This is a genomic window from Brevundimonas mediterranea, from assembly GCF_014196125.1.
Classification (GTDB): Bacteria; Pseudomonadota; Alphaproteobacteria; order Caulobacterales; family Caulobacteraceae; genus Brevundimonas; species Brevundimonas mediterranea.
Map to the genome: position 1 here is coordinate 1 of NZ_JACIDA010000004.1, position 26,273 is coordinate 26,273.

Genomic DNA, 26,273 nt, shown 5'->3' on the forward strand with positions numbered 1-26,273 from the left:
ATATCTCGGGCGTGGTGCGGCGCGAGGACGGCTTCGTCGTCCTGATCGATCTGCCCCGACTGCTGTCCAGCACCGACACCGTCTCTCTGGCGTCCTTCCCCAACATCGACCGCGCGGCCTGACGGTCCCCGGCCTCTCCTGGAAAGAACACAACCTTGTCTCACGCGGCGCTAGAACGGTCCGCCCCCCTCGTCGATCAGATCAGCGCCCGCAATTTCGAGCGGATGGCGGCCTATATCTACGACTACAGCGGCATCAAGATGCCGTCGTCCAAGCGGACCATGCTGGAGGGGCGGTTGCGCCGCCGTCTGCGCAGCACCGGTCACGAGACCTTTGACGACTATTGCGACTATCTGTTCAAGGAGGACGGGCTCGAGGCCGAGTCCGTCTTCCTGATCGACGCGGTGACGACGAACAAGACCGACTTCTTCCGCGAACCCCGCCATTTCGACTATATGACGTCCCACGTGCTGCCCGAGTTCAAGGCGGCCGGGACGCGGCGGATCCGGGCCTGGAGCGCCGCCTGCTCGATGGGGGCCGAGCCCTACACCATGGCCATGGTCATGCAGAAATTCGCCGATGAACAGGGCGGCCCAGACTATCAGATCCTGGGCACGGACCTGTCCACCGATGTGCTGGAAACCGCCTTGCGCGGCGTCTATCCGAACGAGATGCTGACCCCGGTGCCCGCCGACATGCGGCGCTGGGTCATGACCGCCCGCGACAGCGGACGACGCGAGGGCCGCATCCATCCGTCATTGCGCGCGAAACTGTCGCTGGCGCGGGTCAATCTGATGGACGAGACCTATTCGGTCGGCGATCCGTTTGACATGATCATGTGCCGTAACGTCATGATCTATTTCGACAAGCAGACCCAGGCCAAGGTTCTGAAACGGCTGTGCGACCGGCTGAAGCGCGGCGGCTATCTGTTTATCGGCCATTCCGAGAGCATCACCGGCATCGAACTGCCGCTGGTGACTGTCGCCAACACCATTTTCCGGAAGACCTGATCCCATGCCCAAGGTCCGAGTCCTGATTATCGACGACTCGGCCAGCGTGCGTCAGACCCTGGTCGACGTCCTGTCCGCCGATCCCGGCATCGAGGTCATGGGCGTAGCGTCCGATCCCTTCGTCGCTGCGCGGCGTATCGCCGAGGACGTGCCCGACGTCATCACCCTGGACGTCGAGATGCCGCGCATGGACGGCATCACCTTCCTGCGCAAACTGATGTCCCAGCGGCCGATCCCGGTGGTCATGTGCTCGTCCCTGACCGAGGCCGGATCCGAGACCCTGATGCAGGCGCTGGAGGCCGGCGCGGTCGACATCATACTGAAGCCGCGCATCGGGGCGGCGGACCATCTTGCCGAGAGCGCCGATCGCATCCGCGATGTGGTCAAGGCTGCGGCGCGCGCCCGGCTGGGCGCAAGGCGAACGACGACGCGAACGCTGGACCCCGGAACCAAGCTGACGGCTGACGCCATGCTGCCGCCCCCGACCGGGGCCGCCATGGCGCGCACCACGGAGATGGTGGCCTGTCTGGGCGCCTCGACAGGCGGGACCGAGGCGCTGCGTGAGGTGTTGCAGGCGCTGCCGGCCAATGCGCCCGGCATCGTCATCGTCCAGCACATGCCTGCGGGTTTCACCGCCGCCTTCGCCAAACGGCTCAACAGCCTGTGCGAGGTCGAGGTCAAGGAGGCCCAGAACGGCGATCCGGTCCTGCGCGGCCACGTCCTGATCGCGCCGGGCGACAAGCACATGCTGCTGGAACGCCACGGCGCCCGCTATCAGGTGGCGATCAAGGACGGGCCGCCCGTGTCGCGCCACCGCCCCTCCGTCGACGTCCTGTTCCGCTCCGCCGCTCGGGCGGCCGGACGCAACGCCATGGGCGTGATCATGACCGGCATGGGCGACGACGGCGCACGTGGCCTGCTGGAGCTCAAGGAGGCCGGGGCCGTCACCGTGGCGCAGGACGAGGCGACCTCGATCGTCTTCGGCATGCCCAAGGAGGCCATTGCGCGCGGCGCCGCCCAGAAGGTCACGGCGCTGGAGCATATCGCCCGCGAGATCATGAACGTCGATCGTTCTCGCTGACGGGGGACAGCGGCCCGGCCGCTCGGCGGCCCGTAGACGGACAGGCAGACGGACGGGCCAGGCCTGCGCCTATCGCGCCCGACCGCCGCCCGGATCAGAACAGAAGGTCGTCGAATTCGTCCTCGGCGGCGGCCGTTTCACCGGCTGTTTCCGTCATCGTCGTCGCCTCGTCGGTCTTGTCGGTCTCGGTAAAGACCGCATGGGCCGCGTGGACCGTCCGCTCGCGCGCCATGGTGTAGCAGCGCCCGATCTCGGTCATGGCGGCGTCCACCACTCCGGCGATATCGGTCAGATCCTCGACCACCGGTCCGGCGGCCTCGGCCAGGGCGATGGCGGCGGTGTGCAGGGCGTCGCCCAGGTCTTCCTTGAGGCCCAGCTGGTCGGCGGCCAGGGCCAGCGACCGGGCGGTGGCCTCGCCATGGGCGCCGAGACCGACCAGATCGTTCTCGACCACGTCGGCGGCGCGGCGCAACTGGCCCTGCACACCGTTCAGGCGTCCGGCGTCCACGTGCGCGTCGCCGGGTTGGGTGGTCTCCATCCCGTTGGCCAGGCCGGCCAGGGCGGTTAGGGAACCCAGGGTCTGGTCGGCGGCGTCTTCCAGATGGGTGGCGTGGCTGCTCAGCTCGATGGCGATGACGCTCAGGGGCTTGCCGATTTCCCCGAGACGATTGCAGCGCAGGCTGCTGTTGATCGCCATCTGCTGGATGTCGCGCTTGACCTTCTGAATGGCGTCCACCCGTCGGGCCAGGGCCTCGACCGCCGAGACGGTCTCGCCGCTGATGCGCTGGGCGTTGGTCATGGCCGCGGTGACGTCATCGATCAACAGACCGGCCCGGCCCAGACTGATCTCGAGGTCGCGCAGATCGCCCCCACCGTCGGACAGGCCGTGGATGACCATGATCTGTTTGGTGTCCTGGGCCATGCCGGACAGGCTGTGTGCGACCTTGGCCGCTTCGGCCTCGAAATCGGTGGCGATGTCCGCCATCTGGTCGGCGACCATGTGCAACAGGCGGCGCTCGGCCCGGTCACGCGCCTCGGGCGACAGGTCCGCCTCGCGAACCGTGCGGGCCGCGACCTGGATGCCCAGTTGGACGTGTTCGATCCGCTGACGGGTGATGTCGCCGATCTGCAGGGCCATCAGGGCCTTGCCGACCTTCATCTGGATGTCGCGCGCGATGGCGGCGACCGAGGCGGCGACCTCGGCGATCCGGGCGTGGTTCACGCGGAGCGTCTCGGCGTCGAGCGCCAGCTTGTCCGGCACCGCCGGAATCAGCTCCTTGTACTTGCCGCCCAGCCCCTGTTCGAAGGTCAGGGCGCCGTCCAGTTGGCGTGCGAGCCGCGTAAGCTCTTCGGCCAGTTGATCCAGTTGGGACACGCCGAAGTCCAGCTGTTCACACATCCGCTCGGCGAAGCCGGCGAACTCGTCTGCGGCCCGGATGGTCGCGCCCGCCGTGATCTTCACGTTCAGGGCGAAGGCGCGCAGATAGCGCAGCGTGGTGCGCATCACGTCTATATCGGCTTCCAGCAGGGCGCCGGCGGTCTTCAACTGATCCAGATCCGCCACCCGCCGTTTCTGCGTAAGGGGCAGAGCGTTCAGGCTTTCCGCCGTCGACAGCAACTCGTTGCTGGTGTGCGAGACCGATTCGACGTTCAGCGTCAGGCCCAGTCGATCGAGCGCCTCGATCAACCGGCTGACCATCTCAAGCGATCCGGCCAGGCGTTCCCCCGCGTCGGAAAAACGGCTCTCCACCAGGGCGCGCGCTGCCTCCAGCTGATCCGTGACGTCAGAAGCGACGACGGGCGCGAAGAAGGGGGGGGCGGAATCCATGCCTGAATCGACGACGGCGTCGGCGGTCGCTGCTGGATCGAAATGCTGCGCTTGCGCCTGCATGCTGGGTCTCATTCTGAGAGTCATGAACCCAGGTTACGCGGCACAGGAAAACCGACCGTAAACGCCGACTCGAATTTCTGCGCTGGGCGGAAGAGATCAGGGCAGGCGATCCCAGGAGATGGCGTGAACCTTGTCGCGGCCCACGACGGCCGTCAGGGGCTCTGTGGCAAACAGGCCGGCGATGACGGGGTCGCGCACGTTCAGGCCGCCGGTGAAGGCGCCGAAAGCGGGCAGGATCAGGCGCGATCCGTCGGTGACAAAACAGGGACGACGCACGCCGCGGCCATAGGCGACGACGCGGGCGGCGGGGTGCAGGTGACCGGCGACCTCGCCGTGGCGGTCGTCGCCCGGCGTTCGGGGCTCCGGCTCGTGGGTCAGGCGCAGGGCGCCCAGGGCCATGTCGCCCACGATCCGGCCGGGCAGGGACGCCTCGGTCCGGGCATCGTCGGCCAGGGCCTTGTGGTCGTGATTGCCTTCCAGCCACAGCCAGTTTCGGCCGCTCGCCAACCGGTCCAGCCGCGCCCGGTCCTCATCCGCCATCCGTCCGATGGCCCGGGCGTCATGGAAGCTGTCGCCCAACAACACGACAAGGCCGGGGTCGAGGTCGGCGATCTCGGTCTCCAGCCGGTCCAGGGTGGCGCGGCTGTCGTAGGGCGGCAGCATCTGGCCGCGCGCGGCGAAGGCCGAACCCTTCTCCAGATGCAGGTCGGCCGCGATAAGGGCGCGATGGGTCGGGAGCCACAGGACGCCCGAACAGCGCAGCACGCAGGTTTCCCCCGCGATCTGGACCCGCAAGGAACCGCAGGGCTTGCGCGCGGGGGACAGGGTCTGGCGCAGGGCGGCGTTCATGGCGCGTCCTCGTCCATGACTTCGGCGATCAGATGTTCGGCGCTCTCGTCCAGGATCATTTCGGCCGCGTCGCCGCCGACCCGCTCGCGGCCGATTTGGACCAGGACCGGCACGCAGAAGGGCGAGGGACGGGTCAGGGCCTGATGCCTGATCCGGCCCTCGATCCGCGCCAACATCTGGCCCAGGCGCGCCACATCAAGCAGGCCGGAGGCGGCGTCGGCGCGGGCGGTCTTCAGCAGCAGATGGTCGGGCTGGTGGCGGCGCAGCACGTCGTAGATCAGGTCGGTGGAGAAGGTCACCTGTCGGCCGGTCTTTTCGGCGCCGGGCTGGCGGCGCTCGATCAGGCCCGAGATCAGGGCGCAATTGCGGAAGGAGCGCTTCATCATGAAGCTTTCCTCCAGCCAGGCCTCCAGGTCGTCGCCCAGCATGTCGGACTGGAACAGGGCGTCCAGGTCGATCTGGTCCATGGGCTTGATCGACCAGATGGCCAGGGAATAGTCGGTGACGACGAAGCCCAGCGGGCCGACGCCCAGCCGGTCCAGCCGCCGGGTCAGCAGCATGCAAAGCGTGGTGTGGGCCAGATTGCCCTCGAAGGGATAGGCGACCAGGAAATGCCGACCGCCGCGCGGGAAGGTCTCGACCAGCATGGACTCGGCGTCGGGAATGGCGGACCGTTCGGCCTGAAGCTCCAGCCATTCCTGCACGTCGGGCGGCAGGACGCGCCAGTGATCCGGGTCCTGAACCATGGTCCGCACCCGGTCGGCCAGGGAGGTGGACAGGGGAAATTTGGACCCGCCCCAGGACGGGATCTTCGGTTCCTTGTCATTGGCGTGGCTGACCAGGGCGTCGGTCCCGACAATGCCCTGAAACGCCCAGACCTGGCCCGCGAACAGGAAGGTGTCGCCGGGCGTCAGCTGTTCGAAATACCATTCCTCGGCCTCGCCCACCTTGCGGCCCGGGACCAACTGGCGCGAGGCCCCGCCGCGACGGCCCGCCACCCGCACGTTCAGGGTTCCGGCCGAGACGATGGCGCCGACGTTCATCCGGTGCCGCTGGGCGATGTCCTTGGTGCGGGCCTTCCAGCGGCCGTCCGGGGTGCGGACGATACGGGCGAACCGATCATAGGTGCGCAGCGCGTATCCGCCGGTGGCGACGAAATCGACCACCTCCTCGAACTGCTCCCACGCCAGGTCGCGGTAGGGGCCGCAGCCGATGATTTCGTCATACAGGGCCTGCATGTCGAAGGCTTCGGAACAGGCGACGCCCATCACATGCTGGGCCAGCGCATCCAGCGTGCCGATGTGGATCGGCTCCCAGTCGAAGGCGTTGTCGGCCACCGCCTCGCGGGCCGCTTGGCATTCCAGCATCTCGAACCGGCTGGCGGGCACCAGAAGGGCGCGCGAGGGCTCGTCCAGCCGGTGATTGGCGCGGCCGATCCGCTGGACCAGACGGCTGGAGCCCTTGGGCGCCGCCATCTGGATGACCAGATCGACGTCGCCCCAGTCGATGCCGAGGTCGAGGGTCGAGGTGCAGACCACGGCCCGCAGATCGCCCCGCGCCATGGCCGCCTCGATCTTGCGCCGCTGTTCGGCCGCCAGGGAGCCGTGGTGCAGGCCGATCGGCAGATTGTCGTCGTTGATCGCCCACAGTTGCTGGAAAACGAACTCCGACTGCCAGCGGGTGTTGACGAAGATCAGGGCCAGGCCCGCGCGCTGGATAGCGGCGTAGACTTCCGGGATGGCGTGGCGGCCGGTGTGGCCCGCCCAGGGGACTTTGCCCTCGGAGATCAGCACATCGATCACGGCCGGGGCGCCGGGGTCGCCTCGGACCAGAGCCACATCCTCGACGGCGGGGGTGGGGCTCAGCCACCCCCGGATCAGATCCGGATCTTCGATCGTCGCGCTCAGGCCGACCCGCCGCATGCCCGGCGCAAACTGTTGTAACCGCCCCAGTCCCAGCGACAGCAGATCGCCCCGCTTGCCGCTCCAGATGGCGTGGACCTCGTCCAGAACGACGCATTTCAGATCGGCGAAATAGGATCGCGCCCCTTCCCAGGCGCAGAAGAGGGCCAACTGCTCGGGCGTGGTCAGCAGGATGTCGGGCGGGAAGTCGCGCTGACGCTGGCGTTTGGATTGTTTGGTGTCGCCGGTGCGGGTCTCGACGTGGATGTTCAGTCCGATCTCGCGGATCGGGGTCGTCAGATTGCGCTCGACGTCGGTGGTCAGGGCCTTCAGCGGCGACAGATAAAGGGTGTGGACGCCGGACCCAGGCCCGTGCTGCGGCCTTGGCCCCCGTTCGGCGAGCTCGATCAGGCTGGGCAGGAAGCCGGCCAAGGTCTTGCCCCCGCCGGTCGGCGCGACCAGCAGGGCGTGCCGGCCGGACTGACCTGCTGCGACCATTTCCAGCTGATGACGCCGGGGCGACCAGCCGCGCCCGGCGAACCAGTCGGCGAACAGCGGCGGAAGCGTTGCGGGAACGGCGGCGGTCGTCACGAACGGCATATAGCATGTTCCCGTTCCGTTTCAGCCCCGACGTCGCTATCTATCGGCTGTGTCCGACGAATCCGTCATCGCTGAATCCCGCCTGACCGGCGCCGAGCCCTGGCTCGACCTGCCGCCGGCGCTCGCCACCCCGCCGGGGGCGGGGGCGGTCTGCGACGAGGCGGGGGCGCGCAAGATCGGGCGGGGGGCGGCCGAAGGGTTGTTCACCGGCGGGGCCGTGCTGGTGGCCCATGCGTCGCTGACCGCGCGACGGCTGGGGCTGACGCCGCCGCCGCGGTCGAGCGAGTTGATGGATGTGCTGGAGCTTTACGCCTTCGTCCGGCCGGCGCGATTCTGCGCCCCGTCGCCGACGGGCCTAGCCTTGTCTCTGGGTCTGGCCGAGCCGAAGTCGCCCGAGGCGCAGGCGGCGGTGTTGCGCGAGGCGGCGGCCGTGCTGCTGCGAGAACTGGCGGCCCCCGCCTATCCAGAACGCGAGGCCGCCTATGTCCTGGCCCTGACCCTGCAACGCGCCGGCTGGGCCTGGGGCGAGCGCGTGGTTCAGGCGCTGGAGGCGGGCGGGGTGCGCGCGCGCCAGCATCGCGGGTCCGGCCTGGACGTCTGGACCCGTCTGACGGAGTGGGAGGACGAGGCCGCGCGCGGCGAGGCGGGTTCGGCCCCGGTCGATAGCGAGAGCGCGCGGATCCGGCTAGCGAAACTGCTTCAGGCCTCGGGTCTGGACGAGACCCGGCCGACCCAGTCCGACTACGCCGCCGAAGCCGCCTTTGCCTTTTCGCCGCGTAATGAAGAGGGACGGCCGCGGGTGCTGCTGGCCGAGGCGGGGACGGGGACGGGCAAGACCCTGGGCTATCTGGCGCCGGCCTCGCTTTGGGCCGAGCGGAACCAGGGGGCGGCCTGGATCTCCACCTATACACGCGCCCTGCAACGCCAGATCGACCGCGAGAGCCAATCGCTGTGGCCCGATCCGGAGGAGCGGCGAAAGAAGACCGTGATCCGCAAGGGGCGCGAGAACTATCTGTGCGTCCTGAACCTGCAGGACATGGTCCAAGCGGCCCAGCTGGGGAACGGCGACCTGATCGGCCTGGCCTTGGCGGGGCGGTGGGCGCTTCACACACGCGACGGGGACATGACCGGAGGAGATTTTCCAGGTTGGCTGCCGGGTCTGTTCGCCATGGCGCCTGCCCATGCGGCGGGGGCGGCCAATCTGGTGGACCGGCGCGGCGAATGCGTCCACGCCGCCTGCCCCCACTATCGCAGCTGTTTTGTCGAGAAGACCATCCGCGCCAGCCGTCGCGCGGACCTGGTCATCGCCAACCACGCCCTGGTCCTGACCCAGGCCGCGTTCGACGGCGCGCGCTCGGCCCGTGGCCAGAAGCAGGATGGCGAGACGGCGGCCCTGAAACGCATCGTCTTCGACGAGGGCCACCATCTGTTCGACGCCGCCGACAGCGCCTTTTCCGCCTGTCTGTCGGGACAGGAGGCGGCCGAGCTGCGCCGCTGGATCCGGGGGCCGGAAGGCAAGGGTCGGCGCGGGCGCGGGCTGGAGCAGCGGCTGGGCGACATGGTCGGCGACAATGAGGCCGCGCTGAAGGCCTTGCAGGACGCCATCCGCGCCTCGGCCGCCTTGCCGGGCGAAGGCGTGTCGGGCCGCGTCGCCCCTGCCTCGGGCGAGGTCAATCCGATCGGACCGATCGAGGCCTTTCTGGCCGCCGCGCTGGACCAGCTGCGGGCGCGCACGGCCGAGGCAAGCGGCAATGGCGGATTCGGGGGCGGTCCCGAGTTCGGCATGGAATGCGCGTTGAAGCCGGTGACCGATCCCGTGGCCGAGACCGCCCGCGCGGCGGCCCAGGCCCTGGCCGCCATCGAGGCGCCCCTGCTGGCCCTGTCGCGGCATCTGGAGGACATCCTCGACGACGAGGCGGCCGAGCTGGACGGGTCGCAGCGGTCGCGGATCGAGGGGGCGTTGCGGGGCCTGGATCGGCGCGCCCGCATGACCCTGCCGGGCTGGCGCTCCATGCTGGCGGCGCTGGAGGACGGCGGGGACCAGCCCGATCCGGACTTTGTTGACTGGCTGTCGGCCGAGACCGCCTTCGGCCGCATCCATGACGTGGCCCTGCGCCGTCACTGGATCGACCCGACCGTGCCGCTGGAAGCCGCCGTGATCGTGCCGGCGCACGGGGTGCTGGTGACCTCGGCCACCCTGTCCGACCCCTTGCAGGAAGACCCGTTCGACCTGGCTCGCTTACGGACAGGCTCCGCCCGGCTGATCGAGCCGCCGCGCACGCTGAAGGTCGAGAGCCCGTTCGACTATGCGTCCAACAGCCGGGTCATCGTCGTCAACGACCTGGTCAAGGACGATCCGCGCCAGACGGCGGCGGCGATGCGCGAACTGTTCCTGGCCGCCGGGGGCGGGGGGCTGGGCCTGTTCACCGCCATCCGCCGGTTGAAGGCGGTCTATGAACGTCTGGGGCCGGATCTGGCGAAGGCCGGCGTGCCCCTGTACGCCCAGCACGTCGATCCGCTGGAGGTCGGGGCCCTGGTCGACATGTTCCGGGTCGAGGAGAATTCGTGCCTGCTGGGCACCGACGCGGTGCGCGACGGGGTGGACGTGCCGGGCCGGTCGCTGCGGGTTCTGGCCTTCGACCGCGTGCCCTGGCCGCGTCCGGATCTGCTGCACAAGGCGCGGCGCGAACGGCTGGGGGGTAAGGGATACGATGACGCCCTGGCCCGCGCCCGCATCGCCCAGGCCTTCGGGCGGCTGATCCGGCGGGGCGACGACAAGGGGGTCTTCCTGATGCTGGACGCCGCCACCCCCACCCGCCTGTTCGCCAGCCTGCCGCCGGGCACGGAGGTCCAGCGCATGGGTCTGGCTGACGCCGTGGCGCTGACCCGCGGTTTCCTGAACCCCGAGATGACCTGAAATGTCGAAGACCACGCCTGCGACCGTCGCCCTGACCAAGGCCGGGGTCGCCTTCGAACTGTTTGCCTATGACTATGATCCCGATGCACCGCGCGTGGGGCTTCAGGCGGCCCAGGCTGTAGGAAAAGCCCCGGAACAGGTGTTCAAGACCCTGATGACCCTGGTCGACGGCGCGCCTGCCTGCGTCATCGCGCCGTCCGATTGCGAGGTCAGCATGAAGAAGCTGGCGGCGGCCATCGGCGGCAAGTCGGCGCAGATGATGAAGCCCGCCGATGCGGAACGGTTGACCGGCTACAAGGTCGGCGGCGTCAGCCCCTTTGGGCAGCGCAAGACCGTACCGACGGTGATGGACGAGACGGCCGTTCTGTTTGATCAGATCCTGATCAACGGAGGGCAGCGCGGGCTGTTGCTGGGGGTCGCGCCCGAAGCGGCGGCCCGGGCGGCGGGGGCCAGGCTGGTCGACATCACGGCCTGAACGCCTTGGGCGGTCGTCCTTCCTTGGGCTATAGCCGTCTCGACCCCGGAGTTTGAATGACCGACGCACCGACCCAGCGACCCAGCCGTGCGGGCCTCTACGCCCCCTTCATCATCGTGCTGATCGCCCTGGCCGCCTGGACCGGCTGGTGGTTCTATCTGACGCGCCAGATCGACGCCGGACTGGAGGCCCAGTCGGCCGCCCTGCGCCAACAGGGCTGGGATGTGCGCTACGCCGACAAGCGGATCGTCGGCTGGCCCTTCCGCGCCAATGTGAAACTGACCCATGTGACCATCGCCGCCCCGTCCGGTCACGCCATATCGGCGCCGGAACTGAACGCCGAGGCCAACGCCTATCAGCCGACCAAATGGGTCGTGGTCGCGCCCGAGGGTCTGGTCCTGACCCGGGCCGGCAAGGGCAAGGTGGCCGTCAACGGCGACGCCATTCGCATGAGCGCCAGCGGCATCGACCAGCGCTGGCCCAATCTGGCGCTGGAACTGGTCAATCCGATCTTCACCGTCCATCCCGACGGCGAGCCCTTCCCCATCGCCCGGGCCGCACGGATCGAATTCTATTCGCGGCCCCATCTGGAAGGCTCGACCGCCCCGAGCGACGCCATCGACGTGATGTTCCGGCTGGTGGACGGGCAGGGACGCCGCGACGGACCGGTCGAGGGCTTCGCCCAGGACGGTCAACTGACCACCCAGCTGGAGGCCACCATCGGTCGGGCCGACCTGCTGAAGGTCGGGGACGCGGCGGGGGTGTTTTCGCAATGGACGCAGGGCGGCGGGACCTTCCGCAATCTGCGCGGCGATCTGCAGGCGGGCGACAGCCGCGCCACCTTGAGCAGCGACGTGCTGAAGGCCGACGCCAACGGGCGGCTGACGGGCCAGGTGGCGCTGCAATCGCAGAAGCCCCTGCCGGCCCTGTCCGGCCTGCTGGAGTCGCGCCAGGGTTCGGTGAACCGGATCGGAGCGGCGGGGGCCGCTGCTGCGGCCGGGGCGGCCGACGCCGCGGGGCGTGAAGACATGGCTCTCACCCTGGTGTTCCGCGATGGTCGGACCTGGCTGGGGCCTTTCCCTCTGGCCCCGGCGCCGAAATTGTTCTGATGGGATTGCTGGAAGAAGCCCAGGACGACGCCGTGCTGTCGGCGCTTGATCGAGCGGTGGTCGAGGCTGTGCGCGCCAGGGTCGCCGCCGGTCGGCGGGACCGGTTCGACGCCGGGGTCTTGGCCCTGCGTGATCTGGCGGCGGACGTCGGTCCCGTCGAGCGCGCGGCGTTGAAGGCGTTGTGGGGGCGGATCGAGGCGGCGACGGGGCCGTCGCTGGTGACGTGCGGTGGTCTGGCCCAGGCCTTGGCGACCGATCGATATGGCCTGGGCTCCCGGCCCCTTTCGGCCGACGAGGCCCTGAAGGCGGTGGAAGGCGGCTCTCGCGCCATGCTCGACCTGACGTCGGATCGGCCCTGGTGGGGGCGGCTGCTGGCGCGCCCCGAGCTGCGGATCGTCGCCGCCCTGCCAGACGACGGCCGCGCGCGGCCCCAGGCCTTTCTGGTGTCCAAGGAAATCTCGGGTCCGACCGGCGGCGATCGCACCTTCTGGGTCACCGACAGCGGCTGGTCCGAGACCAAGATCGTCGAGGACCTGGGCGAGGCCGGGCTGGTCGCCGATCCGCTTGCGGCGGCAGGCGGCTTGAAGCTGTTCGTGTTGACGGGCTATGTGCAGGCGGAGGACGGGCGGCTGAGCAACGCCCCCGGCCGTCTGACCGGCGTCATCGGCGCCGCCCCCATCTTCTGAGTTCTCTCATCTTCCGAGTTCAAGGCTTCTCATGACCGACGCGCCTGCGCCCAAGCCCGGCATCCTCGACATCGCACCCTACGTCGGCGGCAAGTCGTCCATCGCCGGCGTCGCCGAGCCGATGAAACTGTCCTCGAACGAGAACATGCTGGGCGCCGGGGAAAAGGCGCGCGCGGCCTATGAGGCCGCCATCAAGACCATCCACATCTACCCGGACGGCCGGGCGACCAAGCTGCGCGACGCCGTGGCGGAAAAACATGGGCTGGAGCCCGAGCGGCTGATCTTCGGCAATGGCTCGGACGAGGTCTTCGCCCTGCTGAACCAGACCTATCTGACGGCGGGCGACAATATCGTCTGCGGCCAGTACGGCTTCCTGGCCTATCGGATCAGCGCCCTGGGCTGCGAGGCCCAGGTCAAGCTGGCGCCCGAGCCGAACTTCAAGGCCGAGGTCGACGCGCTGCTGGCCCAGGTCGATGACCGGACCAAGATCGTCTATGTCTCCAACCCTTCGAACCCGACCGGCAGCTACAACACGGGCGAGGAGATCCGCCGCCTGCACGCCGCGCTTCCCGCCCATGTCATCCTGGTGGTCGACGAAGCCTATGCGGAATATGTGACCGAGGCCGACTGGGAGACCGCCTTCCCGCTGGCCAAGGACGCGGCCAACATCGTCGTCACCCGCACCTTCTCCAAGATCCACGGCCTCGGCGGTTTGCGCATCGGTTTCGGCTATGCGCCGCTGAAGGTGGCCGAAGCCATCGACCGCATCCGCCTGCCGTTCAACGTCTCCGTGCCGGGGCTGGAGGCCGCGACCGCCGCCCTGTTCGACGAGGCGCACCAGACGGCGTCGCGCGAGTTGGTGTCGAACTGGAAGCCGCGCCTGACCCAGGCCCTGCGCGGGTTTGGCCTCGAGGTCCTGCCTAGCGCGGGGAATTTCGTGCTGGTGATGTTCGACGGGGCCGAAAGGGCCGCCGCCGCCAATGATTATCTGAACGCCAAGGGGATCATCGTGCGGCCGGTCGGCGGCTATGGCCTGCCCCAGGCCCTGCGCATCACCATCGGCACGGAAGATCAGAACCGCGCCGTGATCGACGCCTTGAGCGAGTTCGCGGCTCAATAGGCATGGGCTTGCGGTCGGCAGGAGTGTTGGTTGGAGGGATCGTGTTGAGCGTGTCCGCCTGCGCCACGCCCTTGCCGCCCCTGCCCCACTGACCCTGCTCAGCGATGCGAAGCCTTGGGCGGCCTCGTGCTCGAGGGCCCGCCTATTCAGACATCCGACAGCAAGGCGGAGCGCGGTCAGTTCCTTGGCTGCAACGTGGACCCTCACGCGAGTGAAGAGGCTGTACGCCAAGCCCGGTGGGCTTGGCGAGAGCATCACAATGCGGGAGGCTGACGCCGATCAGCCGCCGAAGCGGCGGGCGAAGAAGACGCCCGTGCGGATGGTGTCGTCTTCCTGGGACAGGGGGCTGTCGGCCACGTCGCCCAGGCGGCGTTCATAGTTGACCAGGGCGCCGGCGGCCCATTTGTCGTTGATCGGGACCAGCAGGAACAGGCTGGCGCCGGCGCCTTGCAGGCCGCTGTCCGGCGAATAGGCGTCGATGCCGTTGCGGGCGGCCTCGGCGGTGCTGACGCCATAATAGGCGTCGGCCAGCTTGGCGTCGCCGCCGCGCGCATAGACCGAGACATTCATCAGCCCGATCGGCGTCACGCGCTGATGGCCGACCGAGGCGTAGTATTCTGTACCCTCACTGACGTCCGTCACGTCGCGGCTGACCCGGCCGCCGACCACGATATTGCCGGGCAGGCGTTTGAAGGCGTAGGCGGCGACGTCGGCGCCGAAGTCGGGACGATCCAGGTCCAGACCCTCGATGTCTTCGGGCGAGAAGCGCGGGCGAAGCTGCAGGCCGGCGCGGAAGTCGTCGGTCTTGATCGCGTTCCAGCCCAGACCGTCGATGGCGCTCAGATAGACGACGTCGCGGTAATTGGCGGCGACCCAGGGCACGACCCGGGTCTCGGAGCCCGTGTCGCCGCCGCTGTCCTTGCTGTAGAGGGCGCCGACGCCGAGATCGACGGTCCAGCCGTCGGGCGCGGGGCGCATCTGCTCATAGGGCTGGGACTGGGCAAGGGCGGAGCCGGCGAAGGCGGTTGCGGCGGCGGCTGTCAGGGCCAGGGTGCGCAAGGACATTTGGAGCTTTCTCGTACGGAATAGGTCAGTCCATACGTTCGAGCTGGGCCTTTGGCTCCAGCAGGGCCGCAGATGCCGTCTCTATGCGACTTTCCAGCAACGCCATCATCGCCCCGCGCTTCAGGCCGGCAGGGATCGGCTCCAGGAATTCGAACACCACCTTGCCCGGATAGCGGCGGAATCCATGGGCCGGCCAGTGGACGCCGGAGTTGGTGGCGACCGGCCAGCAGGGGCCTTCCAGATCGCGATAGATCGCGGCGACGCCGGGCTTGTAGTCGCCGGGCACGCCGGGGTCATTGCGGGTGCCCTCGGGGAAGATGACGATCTGGCGGCCTTCGGACAGGCGCTCGCGCGCCTGACGCGTCATGTCCTTCAGCGCCCTGGCGTGACCGGCGCGGTCGACGGCGATCATCTTGGCCTTCCAGGCGAACCAACCGAAGAAGGGCAGGGGCATCAGCTCCTTCTTCATCACGAAACAGGCGTCGGGCAGGACGGCGAGCAGGGCGACGATATCCAGCATGCCCTGGTGTTTCGAAGCGATCAGGGCCGCGCCCGACGGCGCGTGCTCCAGTCCCCGCACCTCGACCTTCACACCGGCGATCCAGCGCAGGCCGAACAGGACGATCTTCGCCCAGAGTTTGCAGACGCCTTGGGCGTATCGATGCGGCCCCAACAGGGCGGGCGACAGGCCGACGGCGACGATCGGCATCGACAGATAGAGCCAGGCGGTGAAGAGCAGGGAACGCAGGGTGTTCACTTAGGCAGGGGCCTTTTCGGCGGGGGTTTCGGACGCGGGGGCGTCGCGGCTGAGCCGGCGAATCCCTTCGCGGCCCAGTGCGGTCAGATATTTCAGGTATTCCAGCGTCATGCGCCGTGCCGTCACCGTCGCGCGCCACCAATGCCGGTTGTCCAGCGACGGGGTCGAGACGGCGTAGGGGGTCAGTTTGACGTCCGGCAGCTGGCCCCGGATCTCCACCAGCGAGCGGGGCATATGATAGTCGGAGGTGACGACGATCAGGTCGTCATAGCCCTTGGACCGCGCCCAGGCGGCGATCTCCTGGGCGTTGCCGACGGTATCCTCGGCTTCGAAGCCCAGATCGACGCAGCAGTTGAACAGGCGGCTGGAGCCCGGCGTCAGCTCGCGCAGCTCGCGACGACGGACCTCACGGTTGACGCCCGAGATCAGGACGCGCTGGCCCTTGCCCTGTTCCAGCAGACGGATGGCGGCGTTGACCCGTTCGGCGGACGGGCCGGTCAGGGCCACGATGGCGTCGGCCGGGGCGGGATCCTCAGCGGGCGTCAGTTCGCGCACCCGGTGGGCGAAGGCGAACAGGCCGACCAGCCAGATCAGGGCGACAATGCCGATGACGACGAGCAGTCTCATCCCTACCCCCGACCTGAACCCAGAACCTGCATGGCGGCGAATCTGGCCGCGACAAGCGCCACCGTAGCCGCCAGCAGCGGACATGGCGAGAGCAGCAGAAGGTCGCCCCAGGTCACGGGCAGGGCTTGGGTCAGTCCGTCCGATCCGCCCAGGAAGCGCACGAAGGCCAGGAGCACGCCTGCCAGTCCCGCCCCAATGGCTCCCGCGCCGGCCGCGATCAGGGCGAAGCGGCGCTGAAACAGCCAGGCGATGCGGCCGTCGGTCGCGCCGTTCAGGCTCAGGGTCTCGATCACGCCGCGCCCCGCCGCCAGGCCGGCGCGGGTGGCGTAGGCGATGGCGGCGGCGGCGGCGAAGGCGGTGGCTAGGAAGGCGGCGCCGGCCAGGGCCGTGATCAGGGCCGCCGAACGTTCGACCTCGCCGCGCCAAAGACTGTGGTCATCGACCGTGGCGTCCAGCCCGGCCTCGGCCAGGGCGCGGCTGAGGCTGACCGCGCTGGCGGGGGCGTTCGGGTTCAACCGCACCGTCACCAGATGGGGCAGGGGCAGGTCGGGCAGGACGGCGTCGCCCAGCCAGGGCCGCAGCAGATCCTCGGCCGCCTTTCGATCCAGGGCCGCCGCCTCCTCGACCCCGGCGACGCCGGACAGGGTCTCGGCCGCGCGGGCGGCGGCGGTGTCGCCGCTCTCGCCGACACGGGGGCGGACCTGAACCGTGGCCTCGGAGCCCAGCTGGCGCGCCCAGCCATGGGCGGCGCGGTCGGCGGCGGAGGCGGCGACGGCGGCCAGACAGGCCAGGAAACACAGGACGGCGATGACGGTCATCAGCCAGGGCTCGCCGGCCGCCGCTGGGGGCAGCAGACCGGGACGTCCCCGGGAAAGTCGGAAGTCGGACAGACGGATCATGCGGCGGCCCGTGCGGCTTCGGTCAGTCGGCCCTGGTCCAGTCGCAGCACCCGCGCGCCCGAGCGTTCGGCCAGGGCCTGGTCATGGCTGGCGATCAGGACGGTGGCGCCCAGCCGGTTCAGCGACTGGAACAGGCGCAGCAGTTTCTCGGCCATGACGGCGTCCACGCTGCCGGTCGGTTCGTCGGCGACGATCAGACCGGGGCGGGTGATGACGGCGCGGGCGATGGCCAGCCGCTGTTTCTCGCCGCCGGACAGGGCGGGGGGACGCGCGTCCATCCGGCGGCCCAGGCCGACCCATTTCAGCATTTCTTCCACATCGGCGGCGTAGTCGGCCTCGCGCCCGCCCGCCAGCCTCAAGGGCAGGGCGGCGTTGTCGAAGGCGGAAAGGTGGTCCAGCAGGCGGAAATCCTGGAACACCACCCCCATGCGGCGGCGAAACGCCGGGATGTCGCGTCGGTCGATATCCGACACATCGGCCCCGAACAGGCGGATGGTCCCCGTGGTCGGTCGGTCGGCCAGCGTCAAAAGCCGCAACAACGAAGACTTTCCGGCTCCGGACGGCCCGGTAAGGAAGTGGAAAGAGCCTCGCGTCAGAATGAGGTTAACGTCTCGCAGCACGTCGGGCGCGTCCGCATAGCCGAAACCCACGCCCGACAGGCGGACGGTCTCGGTCACAGGGGCGGAATCGACGGCGCTGGGTGGCGAGGACGGCATTGAGTTTTGTTTCAGGGACAGGGCGCGAAATCGCGCCTTACAGGAGGGGGCGACAGCCTCGCAGTCAGCCACATGATACTGACCTGCCCCGCCTGCGCCACCAGCTATTTCATTCCCGACGACGCCGTGGGCGCGAACGGGCGCAAGGTGCGTTGCAAATCGTGCGGCGAAGTCTGGCGCGCGACCAGCGACGAACCGCTGGAACTGAGCGTCGCGCCCGAGCCCCGCGTCATCTCCACGCCCGAGCCGGATGCGGCATCTGAGCCCGCCAGCCTGGCCGAGACTCCGGCGCCGGAACTGCCCAAGGCCTTCCGCGCCCGCGCCGAACAGCAGCGCCGCCTGCGCCGCGCCGCCACCCATGGCGTGGTGTGGGCGGGCCTGGCCAGCGCCTTTGTCGGCCTGATCGTCTCGGCCTTCCTGTTCCGGGTCGAGGTGGTCGATGCCTTCCCGCGCGCCGCCGCCGCCTATGCTGCAGTCGGGACGCCGGTGAACCCGGTCGGCCTGGACTTCGAGGCGATGACGGCCAAGGAGGTTCCCAATCATCCCGGCATGGTTCTGGTGTCCGGCGCGCTGCGCAATGTGCGCGACGCCGAGATCGTGGCCCCGCCCGTCCGGGTCGCCCTGCTGGACGAGCATGGCGCAGAGGTCGGGTTCAGGATCGTCGCCATCGACGCGGCCCCCGTCCTGCCCGGCAAGGTCCAGGGCTTCGCCGTCCTGATCCCCGATCCCGGCGGTCATGCGGCCGACATCGGGGTCAATTTCGTGACGCCCGACGCGCCTCACTCCAAGCCGGCCGCCGACCATGCCGCCCCCGCCGAGGCCGAGCCGGCGGCGGATCACGGCGAAGATCATGCTGCCCCTGCTCACGAGCCCGATCACGCGCCCGCCGAAACGGGCGGCGGTCATGCGCCGGCGAACGCTCATGCTGAGCTTGCGCCCGCCTCCAACGGCCTGAGATCGGCGGTCGCCCCGGGCGTCGGCGCGCGCAACGCCCAGGCGCCGATCGAGGCCCGACCCATTCGCGTGGTGGACAACGGCCACGGCGAGGCGGTATCCGCCTCGCATGGCTGATCCCTCCCCCAAGCCGACCATTCTTCTGGCCGAGGCCGACATCGCCCGCGTCGTGGCGGATCTGGCTGCGCGCATCGCTCCCGTTATCGACGACGACACCGTCGCCGCCGTTCTGCTCACCGGCGGTCTGTGGTTCGCCGCCGACCTGACCCGCGCCCTGTCGCGACGGGGCCGTAATGTCCGGTTCGACGCCCTGTGGCTGGCCTCCTACGGCGACGATAAGGCCAGCCGGGGCAAGATCGACGTCTACGCCCCGTTCCAGCGGCCCATCGCCGGGCGGCGGGTGCTGATCCTGGACGACGTGTTCGACACCGGCCTGTCCCTGGCCGAGGCGGGCCGGATCGCGCGCGAGGCCGGCGCCTCAGAGGTCCTGACCTGCGTCTTCGCCCGCAAGCCCTGGCCCGCGCCGCGCGCCCCCGAGCCGGACTTCGTCGGTTGGGAGGCCCCGGACCGTTTCCTGGTGGGCTATGGACTGGACAACGCCGGTGGCTTGCGTGGCCTTCCGGACATCTGCGCGCTGGACTGACGATAAAGCGGCCGGTTCGGCGTTGACTCTGAGACGCCCTTCCGTATATGTCGCCGCTCTTCGCCCCCGGGGGTCTCTCCGGAGGGCGTATTCATTTTTGCGTTTGCGCTGAGGCTTCAACATGTACGCGGTGATCAAGACCGGCGGCAAGCAGTACCGGGTCCAACCGGGCGATACGATTGTCGTCGAAAAGCTCGATGGCGACGCCGGCTCGGAGCTGAAGTTCGACAGCGTCCTGATGCTGGGCGGCGACAAGGGCGTGACCCTGGGCGCTCCCCTGATCGACGGCGCCTTCGTCGGCGCCACCCTGGTCGAAACCCGCAAGGGTGAGAAGATCAAGATCTTCAAGAAGACCCGTCGTCAGGGCTATCGCCGCACCAACGGCCACCGCCAGATGGAATCGGTCCTGCGCATCACCGGCATCGAAGGCGCCGGCGAGACCGCCAAGTGGGACGGCACGGTCGATCTGACGACCAAGGCCGAGATCAACCTGCGGGCCCGCAACCTGGCCACCCGCGGCGCGACCTCCTCGCTGGGTTCGACCGAGACGGTCGTGACCGACGTGGACGGCGCCGAGGTCAAGGGCGTCGTGGTCGAGAGCTCGGCTCCCGCCAAGAAGGCCCCGGCTAAGAAGAAGGCCGCGCCCAAGGCTGAAGCCGCCGGCGACGACGCCTAAGACATTCACCGGCGCTTCACCGCGCCAAACGGTATCACGGACGCGCTCAAGTAGGCCGAAAGGCCGGTAGCGCACCAAGAAGAGACGGAGCGGCAAGATGGCTCACAAGAAATCCGGTGGTTCGTCGCGTAACGGTCGCGACTCCGAGTCGAAGCGCCTGGGCGTGAAGAAGTTCGGCGGCGAGCGCGTGCTGGCCGGCAACATCATCGTGCGCCAACGCGGCACCACCTTCCACCCGGGTGAGAACATCGGCATGGGCCGTGACCACACCCTGTTCGCCCTGACCCACGGCGCGGTGAAATTCACCAAGAAAGCCGGCGGCCGTTGTTACGTCTCGGTCCTCGCGGCCAACGACGACGCCGCCCAGGCTATGGCGGCCGAGTAACGCAGTCTGGAACACTCCGGATCGCGTTGCTCTCGAAAGCAGCCGATCCGGACCAGGGAAGATATTCCGCGGGGAGTCTGGATCACCAGGCTCCCCGTTTGCGTTTCCCCGCCTCGTAGACCGTCCGAGCCCTCCAAGGAGGCGGTCCATACGAAGAGGCGACTGCCATGTGCGTCATCGAAACCTCCCCCGTCGTCGAGACGCGGCGTCTGGTGCTGCGCGCGCCCGCGCCCCAGGACGCGCCGCGCATCGCCGCCCTGGCCAATGATCTGGACATCGCCCGCATGACCAAGCGGATGCCGCATCCGTTCCGGATCGAGGACGCTGACGATTTCGTGCTTCAGGTTGCGTCGCAGGATCCGGCGCGGGCGAACACCTTCGTCATCGAGCATGAGGCGGCCGGCCCGGTCGGGGTCATCGGCCTGTTTGAGGGCGAGGATCGGGTTCCGGAGGCGGGATACTGGATCGGGCGCGAATACTGGGGGCGGGGCTTCGCCACCGAGGCCCTGGACGCCGCCTTGGTCTGGGCCAGCCGCAAGTGGAGGCGGCGCGCCCTGGTCGCGGGGCATTTCGTCGACAATCCGGCCTCGGGCCGCGTGCTGGAGAAGTCCGGCTTTCTCTACACAGGCGAGACCCGCCGGGCCTGGAGCCGGGCTCGGCGCGCCGAGATCGAGACGCGGATGATGGTGTGGCTGGCCTGAGCGGCCAGTCCTAGCTGGCCAGGCCGGGACCGAAGACGGCGGCGGCGCCGACCAGGCCGGCGACCAGCATGGCCACGGCTCCGGCCACGAAGGCCGTGGCCGTGCGGGCGCGACGGCGTCGAGCCCCGCCTGCGCGGTATTTGCGGATCAGGATCATGGGGCCTCGGGTAAAGGCCTCGGACCCGATGATGTTGTGCTGGGACAAGAAGGCGCTCCCCGACTGTCTCTTGAGCAGGGATCTGTCCGGGGTCGGAGTGGTCAGAAGATGGCGATCCGCGTTACCGGGGTCGCATCTTCGTGAGCGGCCGGTCAGCCGCAGAAGACCAGTCGTCCGTCATAGGTGCGATAATAGCCGCTGGCCGGGTCGTAGGAGCGGTAGGCGCTGCGACACCAATCCACCCGGCGGGCGTCGCGGCCATAGGCTGGGCGATCATGGCCATCGGCCGAGCCCCCGCCGGGATAGACAAGATCCGGACGGCCATAGGTGCCGGGATAGACGCCGGGGCCGCTGGAATAGCTGTAGCCATAGCCGGCGGAGCGATAGCGCCGCGCATAGGCCGGCCGCTGGTCGCGCCAGGCCGCGCCGCAGTCGGTGCGCGCGGCGTCCCAATAGGCGTCGCAGCGATAGTCGCCTGGCCGGTCCGCCTGGCCGTTGAAGCCGTAACGGGCGCCGGAACCATAGGTCTGGTCGCGGCCATAGGGACGATAGACGTCCCGACCCTGATACGCCCCATCGCGGGGATGATCATAGCGGGTCGGGGCGTCGTACCAGGTCTGGGCCACGGCCGGGGCGGTCGACAGGGCCGTGGCGACGGCGGCGATCAGGGCGAGTCTCATGATGAATCCCCAGGACGGCCGCACGGGCCGGGGCGGATGGGAACGCTTGGGATGACGCCTACTGGATCGAACGACGACTTACAGACCGATGTTACAGGGCGACATTGACGACACGGCCGCCCCGGGTGTCAACGCGGCGCATCAGCACCAGGGGGGCTTCGTCGCCCGAACGGACCGGGACGATCAGGAACCAGCCGCCGTCGGGCAGGCCGCTGAAGCGGAAACGGCCGTTGGCGCAGGTCTCGGAGCGGACGAAGCCGCTGTAGTTGGCGTTGGCGTCCGGCACGGTGCGGGCGCGGACCACGGCGGCCGGCACGGCGGCCCGCTCGGTCGAGCCGTACAGGGTGCGGAAGCGGGCGCGGGTGTAGGGGGTGTCGGGCGTCAGGCCGGCCGAGGCGACGCAGGCGTAGGTCTTGCCGTCCTGGGCATAGGTGATGCGGCCCTCGATGGCGGCCTGGCCCGAGCGTTCCGACCAGGCGAAGTCGGCGGTGTTGAAGGCGGCCGGGCCGCCGACGGGGACGCCGGTCGGGAAGGTGGTGGGGGCGCAGGCCGACAGGGCGCCGACGGCGAGACCCAGAACCAGGGCGGCAGGGGCGAGGGGGCGGATCGACATGGGCTTCCTCCGGAAATCCGGTCCGCCCTAGGGGAGGCGGGGCCGGAAATGATCGTGGACCGTTCGCGGGGTTGCGACGGTCCATCTATCGCACGGGCGATAACGCGACTGCCACGGTCAAGGTTGCGCCCTCTGGACCGGGAACCGACAAAGCGCGAAAGAGGCGAGAGAAAATTCGTCGGGCGACCGCCCGGCGGCAGAGTGGAGTCCGATCATGACCGTCACCTTCGCCGATATCCAGGCCGCCCAGGGCCGAATCGCCGGCCAGGTCGACCGCACCCCGACCCGCCATTCCCGCAAGCTGTCGCAGCTGACCGGAGCCGAGGTCTGGGTCAAGTTCGACAACCTGCACTTCACCGGCAGCTTCAAGGAGCGCGGCGCCCTGAACCGGCTGCTGATGCTGAGCCCGGAGGAGCGCAAGCGGGGGGTGGTGGCGGCCAGCGCCGGCAACCACGCCCAGGCTTTGGCCTATCACGGCGGGCGGCTGGGGGTGCCGGTCACCATCGTGATGCCGGAGGGAACCCCCTTCGCCAAGATCAACGGCACCCGGTCCCACGGGGCCACGGTGGTGATCGAGGGGCTGGATTTCACCGGCTCGACCGAGGCCGCCAAACGGCTGGAGGCGGAAAAGGGCTTCGTCTTCGTCTCGGCCTTCGATGACGAGGGGGTCGTGGCGGGCCAGGGGGTGTGCGCCATTGAGTTCCTGGAGGACGCGCCGGACCTGGACGCCCTGCTGATCCCCATCGGCGGGGGTGGGCTGATCGCCGGCTGCGCCATCGCTGCCAAGGCGATGAAGCCGGACATCAAGGTGTTCGGGGTCGAGGCGGCCCGTTATCCGTCCTTCACGGCGCGGCGGGCGGGCAAGCCGCCGGTCTGCACCGGCCAGACCATCGCCGAGGGCATCGCCATCAAGGCGGTGGGCGAGATCCCCTTCGCCCTGGCCGACCCGCTGGTGGACGAGGTCTTCGTCTGCGAGGAGGCGGACTTCGAACGGGCGGTGGCCCACTATGTCACCTATGAGAAGACGGTGTCGGAAGGGGCGGGCGCGGGCGGTCTGGCGGCCCTGCTGGCCTATCCCGAGCGGTTCAAGGGGATGAAGGTCGGGCTGGAGCTGTGCGGCGGCAATATCGATGCGCGGATGCTGGCGGTGGTGCTGAACCGCGAGATGGTCCGTGAACGGAGGTTGCTGGTTTACCGGATCCTGGGCGACGACCGGCCGGGCATGTTGTCGGCCATGGCGGCGGTGATCGGAGGCCTGGGCGGCAATATCATCGACGTGGTCCACAACCGTCTGGCGCTGGACGTGCCGGCCAAGGGCGCCGAGTTCGACATCATGGTCGAAACGCGCGATAGCGCCCACGCCGACGAGATCGGCGAAGCCTTGAAGGAACGCGGCTATGAACTTCGGATGGGGTAGGGCGGCCGTCGTCGCCGTTCTGATGCTGGCCGGCTGCGGCCGGTCGGAACCGGTCGATCCGAACGCGGGCAAGGCGGAAGCCGCCGCCTTCATGGAGAAGAACGCCAAGGCTGAGGACGTCGTGACCCTGCCGAGCGGGCTTCAGTACCAAGTGGTTCAGTCGGGTGCGGCGGGCGGCGTCAGTCCGGATCGCAACGACCTGGTCAAGGTGGATTACGAAGGCAAGCGGGTCGACGACACCGTGTTCGACAGCTCGTTCGCGCGCGGCGCGCCGGCGGTGTTCACGCCCGAGGAAGTGGTCAAGGGCTGGACCGAGGCGCTGCAGAAGATGCGCGTCGGCGACGAATGGCTGCTCTATGTGCCGCCCGAGCTGGGCTATGGCGAGCGGAGCAGCCCCAAGATCCCTGCAAATTCGGTGCTGATCTTCCGGCTGAAACTGCTGGACGTGGCCAAGGTGCCGGGCGGTGGATCGGGTACAGGCACGGCGATGGGGTGATGTCCCCGATAGCCTTCTCCCCAGTTTGTGGGGAGGAGGCGTCGCTTAGTTCAAGCCTTCAATCCGTGATACCCATCGGCGCTGGAGCTCCTGTGGCGCGACTTCCGTCGGGCGCTCGAATCTCAAGCAGTCCATCCTGATTGATAGTGATCTTCGCCTTGGTATGGAGCATCGCCAAAAGACGCTGCTTGCCTGCGGCGCAGTTCACACGACACTGGGGCAAGGGCTCGCTCATGGTCCACCCCTGTGGTGTGAACTGCAGGCTGCCCGCAGTGACGTCGTCAAACGAGGCGATATAGATCATCGGACTGTCGAGCGTTACGATTGCAGGGCCGATATCGGGATTTTGCGTTCCGCTTCCAGCATCGAAAAAGGCGTTCACTACATAAACATCATCGGTGGGTTCTTGCGAAAGCGCCAAGGCGTTGGCGTCTGCTTTTACGAACGCAGGAATCTCATTGCGTGTTGGGGATTCCGACCCTGAACATGAGGCGACTCCGCAGGTCATTGCGAGAGCGAGCACGTGAAGTTTCATGGCATGAACCTTGGGCGGCGATTATGCGGGTTGAGGCGTTTGCGCTGGCGCCACTCGGCCAGGACCTGGGGGTCGGTTTCGTCCGTCACGTCTGACAGGGCCGTGAACTCTTCGGGCGGCGTCAGTTGCGACAGGGCCCAGACGGCGGCTCCGCGCACCAGGGGGGCGGGGTCGGCCAGCAGGGCTTGGGTCGGGGCGATCAGGCTCGGGTCGTCCGAGTTGCCGACCGCGTAGAGGACGTTCCTCAGGAACCGGTCGCGGCCGATGCGCTTGACGGGGCTCTTAGTGAACAGGGCGCGGAAGGCGGCGTCGTCGAGTGCCAGCAGGTCGGCCAGGCGCGGGCTTTGGAAGGCAGGGCGGGGCGCCAGCCGGATCTCGCGGGCTTCCTGAGCGAACTTGTTCCAGGGACAGACGGCCAGACAATCGTCGCAGCCATAGATGCGCGACCCGGTCAGGGTGCGGAATTCCACCGGCCACGGCCCCGCGAATTCGATGGTCAGGTAGGACAGACACCGCCGGGCGTCGAGCTGGAACGGGGCGGGGAAGGCGTTCGTCGGACAGGCGTCCAGACAGGCGGTGCAGCGGCCGCAGTGTTCGGTCTCGGCCGCGTCCGGTTCGATCTGGGCGGCTGTCAGGATGGTTCCCAGGAACAGCCAGTTGCCGTGGGTGCGGCTGAGCAGATTGGTGTGTTTGCCCTGCCAGCCCAGGCCGGCGCGCTGGGCCAGGGGCTTTTCCATCAGGGGGGCGGTGTCGACGAAGACCTTGATGTCGGCGCCGTTGCGGGCCGCGATCTGGCCCGCCAGCTGTTTCAGCCGGCCCTTGATCACCTCGTGATAGTCGTCGCCCCGCGCATAGACCGAGATATAGGCGGCGGAACGGTCGGCCAGCTGGTCCAGCGGATTGTCGTCGGGGCCGTAGTTCATGCCCAGGACGATGGCGGTCTTCGCTTCGTCCCACATGGCGGTGGGGTGCTGGCGTCGGTCCAGCGTCGTTTCGATCCATTCCATGTCGCCGTGCCGGCCCTCGTCCACGAAATGACGCAGCCGCTCGCCCGCCGGCCAGGCGTCGGCGGCCGAGGCGAAGCGGCAGACGTCGAAGCCGAGCTCGGTCGCGCGCTGGCGGATGAAGGTTTTCAGGCGGTCGGACACGGGCGGGGGATAGCACGAAATCGGGCGAGGAAGACCTTCCCCCGCTTGCGGGGGAAGTGTCGCGTCGTGGCGCGAAGCGACACGCGTGACGATGGGGGAAGTCTAGCCTTTTGGCGACACTCCCCTCTCCGACCCTGGTCCGCTGCGCGGACGCCGGGCCACCTC

At 68.8% G+C, this 26,273-nt stretch carries 27 protein-coding genes; 14 read left to right on the forward strand and 13 right to left on the reverse strand.

Annotated features, from left to right (window positions below; genetic code table 11):
- The first annotated feature begins 155 nt into the window (after positions 1–155).
- Complete coding sequence (locus GGR11_RS15580; protein ID WP_183198533.1) at positions 156–1,010, forward strand: CheR family methyltransferase; 855 nt, start codon at positions 156–158, stop codon at positions 1,008–1,010.
- A 4-nt stretch (positions 1,011–1,014) separates the two neighbouring features.
- The gene (locus GGR11_RS15585) at positions 1,015–2,091 is read left to right on the forward strand and encodes a protein-glutamate methylesterase/protein-glutamine glutaminase (RefSeq protein WP_183198535.1); all 1,077 of its coding nucleotides are present in this window, start codon (positions 1,015–1,017) and stop codon (positions 2,089–2,091) included.
- Between the two features lie 94 nt (positions 2,092–2,185).
- Here the strand turns inward: GGR11_RS15585 and GGR11_RS15590 are convergent, their stop codons facing one another.
- The 3 genes from GGR11_RS15590 to GGR11_RS15600 all read right to left on the reverse strand — a co-directional run bounded on the left by GGR11_RS15590 (position 2,186) and on the right by GGR11_RS15600 (position 7,332).
- Positions 2,186–3,982 carry a hypothetical protein gene (locus GGR11_RS15590; protein ID WP_183198537.1) on the reverse strand — a complete coding sequence of 599 codons (1,797 nt, stop codon included), beginning with the start codon at positions 3,980–3,982 and terminating at the stop codon, positions 2,186–2,188.
- Between the two features lie 96 nt (positions 3,983–4,078).
- Complete coding sequence (pdeM, locus tag GGR11_RS15595; protein WP_183198539.1) at positions 4,079–4,831, reverse strand: ligase-associated DNA damage response endonuclease PdeM; 753 nt, start codon at positions 4,829–4,831, stop codon at positions 4,079–4,081.
- Positions 4,828–7,332, reverse strand: a complete 2,505-nt coding sequence (locus GGR11_RS15600) for a ligase-associated DNA damage response DEXH box helicase (RefSeq protein WP_183198541.1) — start codon at positions 7,330–7,332, stop codon at positions 4,828–4,830. Before GGR11_RS15600 ends, pdeM begins: the two co-directional genes overlap by 4 nt.
- 49 nt (positions 7,333–7,381) lie before the next feature.
- Between GGR11_RS15600 and GGR11_RS15605 the strand changes: the two genes are divergently transcribed.
- Genes GGR11_RS15605 through hisC form a run of 5 tightly spaced genes read left to right on the forward strand, consistent with a single transcriptional unit; the run spans position 7,382 to position 13,639 of the window.
- Positions 7,382–10,249: a helicase C-terminal domain-containing protein gene (locus GGR11_RS15605; RefSeq protein WP_183198543.1), complete on the forward strand. Its 2,868-nt coding sequence runs from the start codon at positions 7,382–7,384 to the stop codon at positions 10,247–10,249.
- Between the two features lies 1 nt (position 10,250).
- The gene (gene ybaK / locus GGR11_RS15610) at positions 10,251–10,724 is read left to right on the forward strand and encodes a Cys-tRNA(Pro) deacylase (protein ID WP_183198545.1); all 474 of its coding nucleotides are present in this window, start codon (positions 10,251–10,253) and stop codon (positions 10,722–10,724) included.
- A gap of 56 nt (positions 10,725–10,780) precedes the next feature.
- A complete protein-coding gene (locus tag GGR11_RS15615) occupies positions 10,781–11,833 on the forward strand; it encodes a DUF2125 domain-containing protein (protein WP_183198547.1) in 1,053 nt (350 codons plus the stop codon).
- The gene (locus tag GGR11_RS15620; protein WP_183198549.1) at positions 11,833–12,519 is read left to right on the forward strand and encodes a hypothetical protein; all 687 of its coding nucleotides are present in this window, start codon (positions 11,833–11,835) and stop codon (positions 12,517–12,519) included. The genes GGR11_RS15615 and GGR11_RS15620 overlap by 1 nt, the downstream gene beginning before the upstream one ends.
- A gap of 31 nt (positions 12,520–12,550) precedes the next feature.
- Positions 12,551–13,639 (forward strand): histidinol-phosphate transaminase, encoded by a 1,089-nt coding sequence (gene hisC, locus GGR11_RS15625; RefSeq protein WP_183198551.1) that lies wholly within the window; start codon positions 12,551–12,553, stop codon positions 13,637–13,639.
- A 279-nt stretch (positions 13,640–13,918) separates the two neighbouring features.
- Here the strand turns inward: hisC and GGR11_RS15630 are convergent, their stop codons facing one another.
- Genes GGR11_RS15630 through GGR11_RS15650 form a run of 5 tightly spaced genes read right to left on the reverse strand, consistent with a single transcriptional unit; the run spans position 13,919 to position 17,703 of the window.
- Entirely contained in the window at positions 13,919–14,704 is a 786-nt protein-coding gene (locus GGR11_RS15630) for a MipA/OmpV family protein (protein WP_183198552.1), read from the reverse strand.
- A gap of 25 nt (positions 14,705–14,729) precedes the next feature.
- Positions 14,730–15,461 (reverse strand): 1-acyl-sn-glycerol-3-phosphate acyltransferase, encoded by a 732-nt coding sequence (locus GGR11_RS15635; RefSeq protein ID WP_183198554.1) that lies wholly within the window; start codon positions 15,459–15,461, stop codon positions 14,730–14,732.
- Positions 15,462–16,088, reverse strand: a complete 627-nt coding sequence (locus GGR11_RS15640) for a YdcF family protein (RefSeq protein WP_183198556.1) — start codon at positions 16,086–16,088, stop codon at positions 15,462–15,464.
- A 2-nt stretch (positions 16,089–16,090) separates the two neighbouring features.
- Positions 16,091–16,987 (reverse strand): cell division protein FtsX, encoded by an 897-nt coding sequence (locus tag GGR11_RS15645; protein WP_183198558.1) that lies wholly within the window; start codon positions 16,985–16,987, stop codon positions 16,091–16,093.
- Positions 16,984–17,703 (reverse strand): cell division ATP-binding protein FtsE, encoded by a 720-nt coding sequence (locus GGR11_RS15650; RefSeq protein ID WP_183198559.1) that lies wholly within the window; start codon positions 17,701–17,703, stop codon positions 16,984–16,986. The genes GGR11_RS15645 and GGR11_RS15650 overlap by 4 nt, the downstream gene beginning before the upstream one ends.
- A gap of 72 nt (positions 17,704–17,775) precedes the next feature.
- Between GGR11_RS15650 and GGR11_RS15655 the strand changes: the two genes are divergently transcribed.
- From GGR11_RS15655 to GGR11_RS15675, 5 genes are all read left to right on the forward strand, one after another.
- Positions 17,776–18,774, forward strand: coding sequence for an MJ0042-type zinc finger domain-containing protein (locus tag GGR11_RS15655; protein WP_183198561.1), 999 nt, complete (start codon positions 17,776–17,778; stop codon positions 18,772–18,774).
- A complete protein-coding gene (locus GGR11_RS15660) occupies positions 18,767–19,300 on the forward strand; it encodes a phosphoribosyltransferase (protein ID WP_183198563.1) in 534 nt (177 codons plus the stop codon). Before GGR11_RS15655 ends, GGR11_RS15660 begins: the two co-directional genes overlap by 8 nt.
- 121 nt (positions 19,301–19,421) lie before the next feature.
- Positions 19,422–19,976 carry a 50S ribosomal protein L21 gene (gene rplU, locus GGR11_RS15665; RefSeq protein WP_183198565.1) on the forward strand — a complete coding sequence of 185 codons (555 nt, stop codon included), beginning with the start codon at positions 19,422–19,424 and terminating at the stop codon, positions 19,974–19,976.
- 97 nt (positions 19,977–20,073) lie between these two features.
- Positions 20,074–20,361, forward strand: coding sequence for a 50S ribosomal protein L27 (rpmA, locus tag GGR11_RS15670; protein ID WP_035309791.1), 288 nt, complete (start codon positions 20,074–20,076; stop codon positions 20,359–20,361).
- A gap of 167 nt (positions 20,362–20,528) precedes the next feature.
- Positions 20,529–21,062 carry a GNAT family N-acetyltransferase gene (locus GGR11_RS15675; protein WP_183198568.1) on the forward strand — a complete coding sequence of 178 codons (534 nt, stop codon included), beginning with the start codon at positions 20,529–20,531 and terminating at the stop codon, positions 21,060–21,062.
- A 10-nt stretch (positions 21,063–21,072) separates the two neighbouring features.
- Here the strand turns inward: GGR11_RS15675 and GGR11_RS15680 are convergent, their stop codons facing one another.
- The 3 genes from GGR11_RS15680 to GGR11_RS15690 all read right to left on the reverse strand — a co-directional run bounded on the left by GGR11_RS15680 (position 21,073) and on the right by GGR11_RS15690 (position 22,512).
- Positions 21,073–21,267: a hypothetical protein gene (locus tag GGR11_RS15680; RefSeq protein WP_183198570.1), complete on the reverse strand. Its 195-nt coding sequence runs from the start codon at positions 21,265–21,267 to the stop codon at positions 21,073–21,075.
- Positions 21,268–21,371: 104 nt separating this feature from the next.
- Complete coding sequence (locus GGR11_RS15685; RefSeq protein WP_183198572.1) at positions 21,372–21,899, reverse strand: BA14K family protein; 528 nt, start codon at positions 21,897–21,899, stop codon at positions 21,372–21,374.
- Positions 21,900–21,990: 91 nt separating this feature from the next.
- A complete protein-coding gene (locus GGR11_RS15690; protein ID WP_183198574.1) occupies positions 21,991–22,512 on the reverse strand; it encodes a hypothetical protein in 522 nt (173 codons plus the stop codon).
- Between the two features lie 214 nt (positions 22,513–22,726).
- Here GGR11_RS15690 and GGR11_RS15695 point away from each other — a divergent pair, with 214 nt between their 5' ends.
- Both GGR11_RS15695 and bamJ read left to right on the forward strand, forming a co-directional pair.
- Positions 22,727–23,929 carry a threonine ammonia-lyase gene (locus tag GGR11_RS15695; protein WP_183198576.1) on the forward strand — a complete coding sequence of 401 codons (1,203 nt, stop codon included), beginning with the start codon at positions 22,727–22,729 and terminating at the stop codon, positions 23,927–23,929.
- Positions 23,910–24,425, forward strand: coding sequence for a BamJ family beta-barrel-assembly machinery protein (bamJ, locus tag GGR11_RS15700; RefSeq protein WP_183198578.1), 516 nt, complete (start codon positions 23,910–23,912; stop codon positions 24,423–24,425). The genes GGR11_RS15695 and bamJ overlap by 20 nt, the downstream gene beginning before the upstream one ends.
- A 58-nt stretch (positions 24,426–24,483) precedes the next feature.
- Here bamJ and GGR11_RS15705 read toward each other — a convergent pair whose 3' ends face one another.
- Both GGR11_RS15705 and queG read right to left on the reverse strand, forming a co-directional pair.
- Complete coding sequence (locus GGR11_RS15705; protein WP_183198580.1) at positions 24,484–24,960, reverse strand: hypothetical protein; 477 nt, start codon at positions 24,958–24,960, stop codon at positions 24,484–24,486.
- Entirely contained in the window at positions 24,957–26,108 is a 1,152-nt protein-coding gene (gene queG, locus GGR11_RS15710; RefSeq protein ID WP_183198582.1) for a tRNA epoxyqueuosine(34) reductase QueG, read from the reverse strand. Before queG ends, GGR11_RS15705 begins: the two co-directional genes overlap by 4 nt.
- Positions 26,109–26,273 lie beyond the last annotated feature (165 nt).

Coding starts and splice junctions, on each gene's coding strand:
- GGR11_RS15585 (WP_183198535.1), top strand. CDS start 1,015: ATGCCCAAGGTCCGAGTCCTGATTATCGACGACTCGGCCAGCGTGCGT.
- GGR11_RS15590 (WP_183198537.1), bottom strand. CDS start 3,982: ATGCAGGCGCAAGCGCAGCATTTCGATCCAGCAGCGACCGCCGACGCC.
- pdeM (WP_183198539.1), bottom strand. CDS start 4,831: ATGAACGCCGCCCTGCGCCAGACCCTGTCCCCCGCGCGCAAGCCCTGC.
- GGR11_RS15600 (WP_183198541.1), bottom strand. CDS start 7,332: ATGCCGTTCGTGACGACCGCCGCCGTTCCCGCAACGCTTCCGCCGCTG.
- ybaK (WP_183198545.1), top strand. CDS start 10,251: ATGTCGAAGACCACGCCTGCGACCGTCGCCCTGACCAAGGCCGGGGTC.
- GGR11_RS15615 (WP_183198547.1), top strand. CDS start 10,781: ATGACCGACGCACCGACCCAGCGACCCAGCCGTGCGGGCCTCTACGCC.
- GGR11_RS15620 (WP_183198549.1), top strand. CDS start 11,833: ATGGGATTGCTGGAAGAAGCCCAGGACGACGCCGTGCTGTCGGCGCTT.
- hisC (WP_183198551.1), top strand. CDS start 12,551: ATGACCGACGCGCCTGCGCCCAAGCCCGGCATCCTCGACATCGCACCC.
- GGR11_RS15630 (WP_183198552.1), bottom strand. CDS start 14,704: ATGTCCTTGCGCACCCTGGCCCTGACAGCCGCCGCCGCAACCGCCTTC.
- GGR11_RS15640 (WP_183198556.1), bottom strand. CDS start 16,088: ATGAGACTGCTCGTCGTCATCGGCATTGTCGCCCTGATCTGGCTGGTC.
- GGR11_RS15645 (WP_183198558.1), bottom strand. CDS start 16,987: ATGATCCGTCTGTCCGACTTCCGACTTTCCCGGGGACGTCCCGGTCTG.
- GGR11_RS15650 (WP_183198559.1), bottom strand. CDS start 17,703: ATGCCGTCCTCGCCACCCAGCGCCGTCGATTCCGCCCCTGTGACCGAG.
- GGR11_RS15655 (WP_183198561.1), top strand. CDS start 17,776: ATGATACTGACCTGCCCCGCCTGCGCCACCAGCTATTTCATTCCCGAC.
- GGR11_RS15660 (WP_183198563.1), top strand. CDS start 18,767: ATGGCTGATCCCTCCCCCAAGCCGACCATTCTTCTGGCCGAGGCCGAC.
- rplU (WP_183198565.1), top strand. CDS start 19,422: ATGTACGCGGTGATCAAGACCGGCGGCAAGCAGTACCGGGTCCAACCG.
- rpmA (WP_035309791.1), top strand. CDS start 20,074: ATGGCTCACAAGAAATCCGGTGGTTCGTCGCGTAACGGTCGCGACTCC.
- GGR11_RS15675 (WP_183198568.1), top strand. CDS start 20,529: ATGTGCGTCATCGAAACCTCCCCCGTCGTCGAGACGCGGCGTCTGGTG.
- GGR11_RS15685 (WP_183198572.1), bottom strand. CDS start 21,899: ATGAGACTCGCCCTGATCGCCGCCGTCGCCACGGCCCTGTCGACCGCC.
- GGR11_RS15690 (WP_183198574.1), bottom strand. CDS start 22,512: ATGTCGATCCGCCCCCTCGCCCCTGCCGCCCTGGTTCTGGGTCTCGCC.
- GGR11_RS15695 (WP_183198576.1), top strand. CDS start 22,727: ATGACCGTCACCTTCGCCGATATCCAGGCCGCCCAGGGCCGAATCGCC.
- bamJ (WP_183198578.1), top strand. CDS start 23,910: ATGAACTTCGGATGGGGTAGGGCGGCCGTCGTCGCCGTTCTGATGCTG.
- GGR11_RS15705 (WP_183198580.1), bottom strand. CDS start 24,960: ATGAAACTTCACGTGCTCGCTCTCGCAATGACCTGCGGAGTCGCCTCA.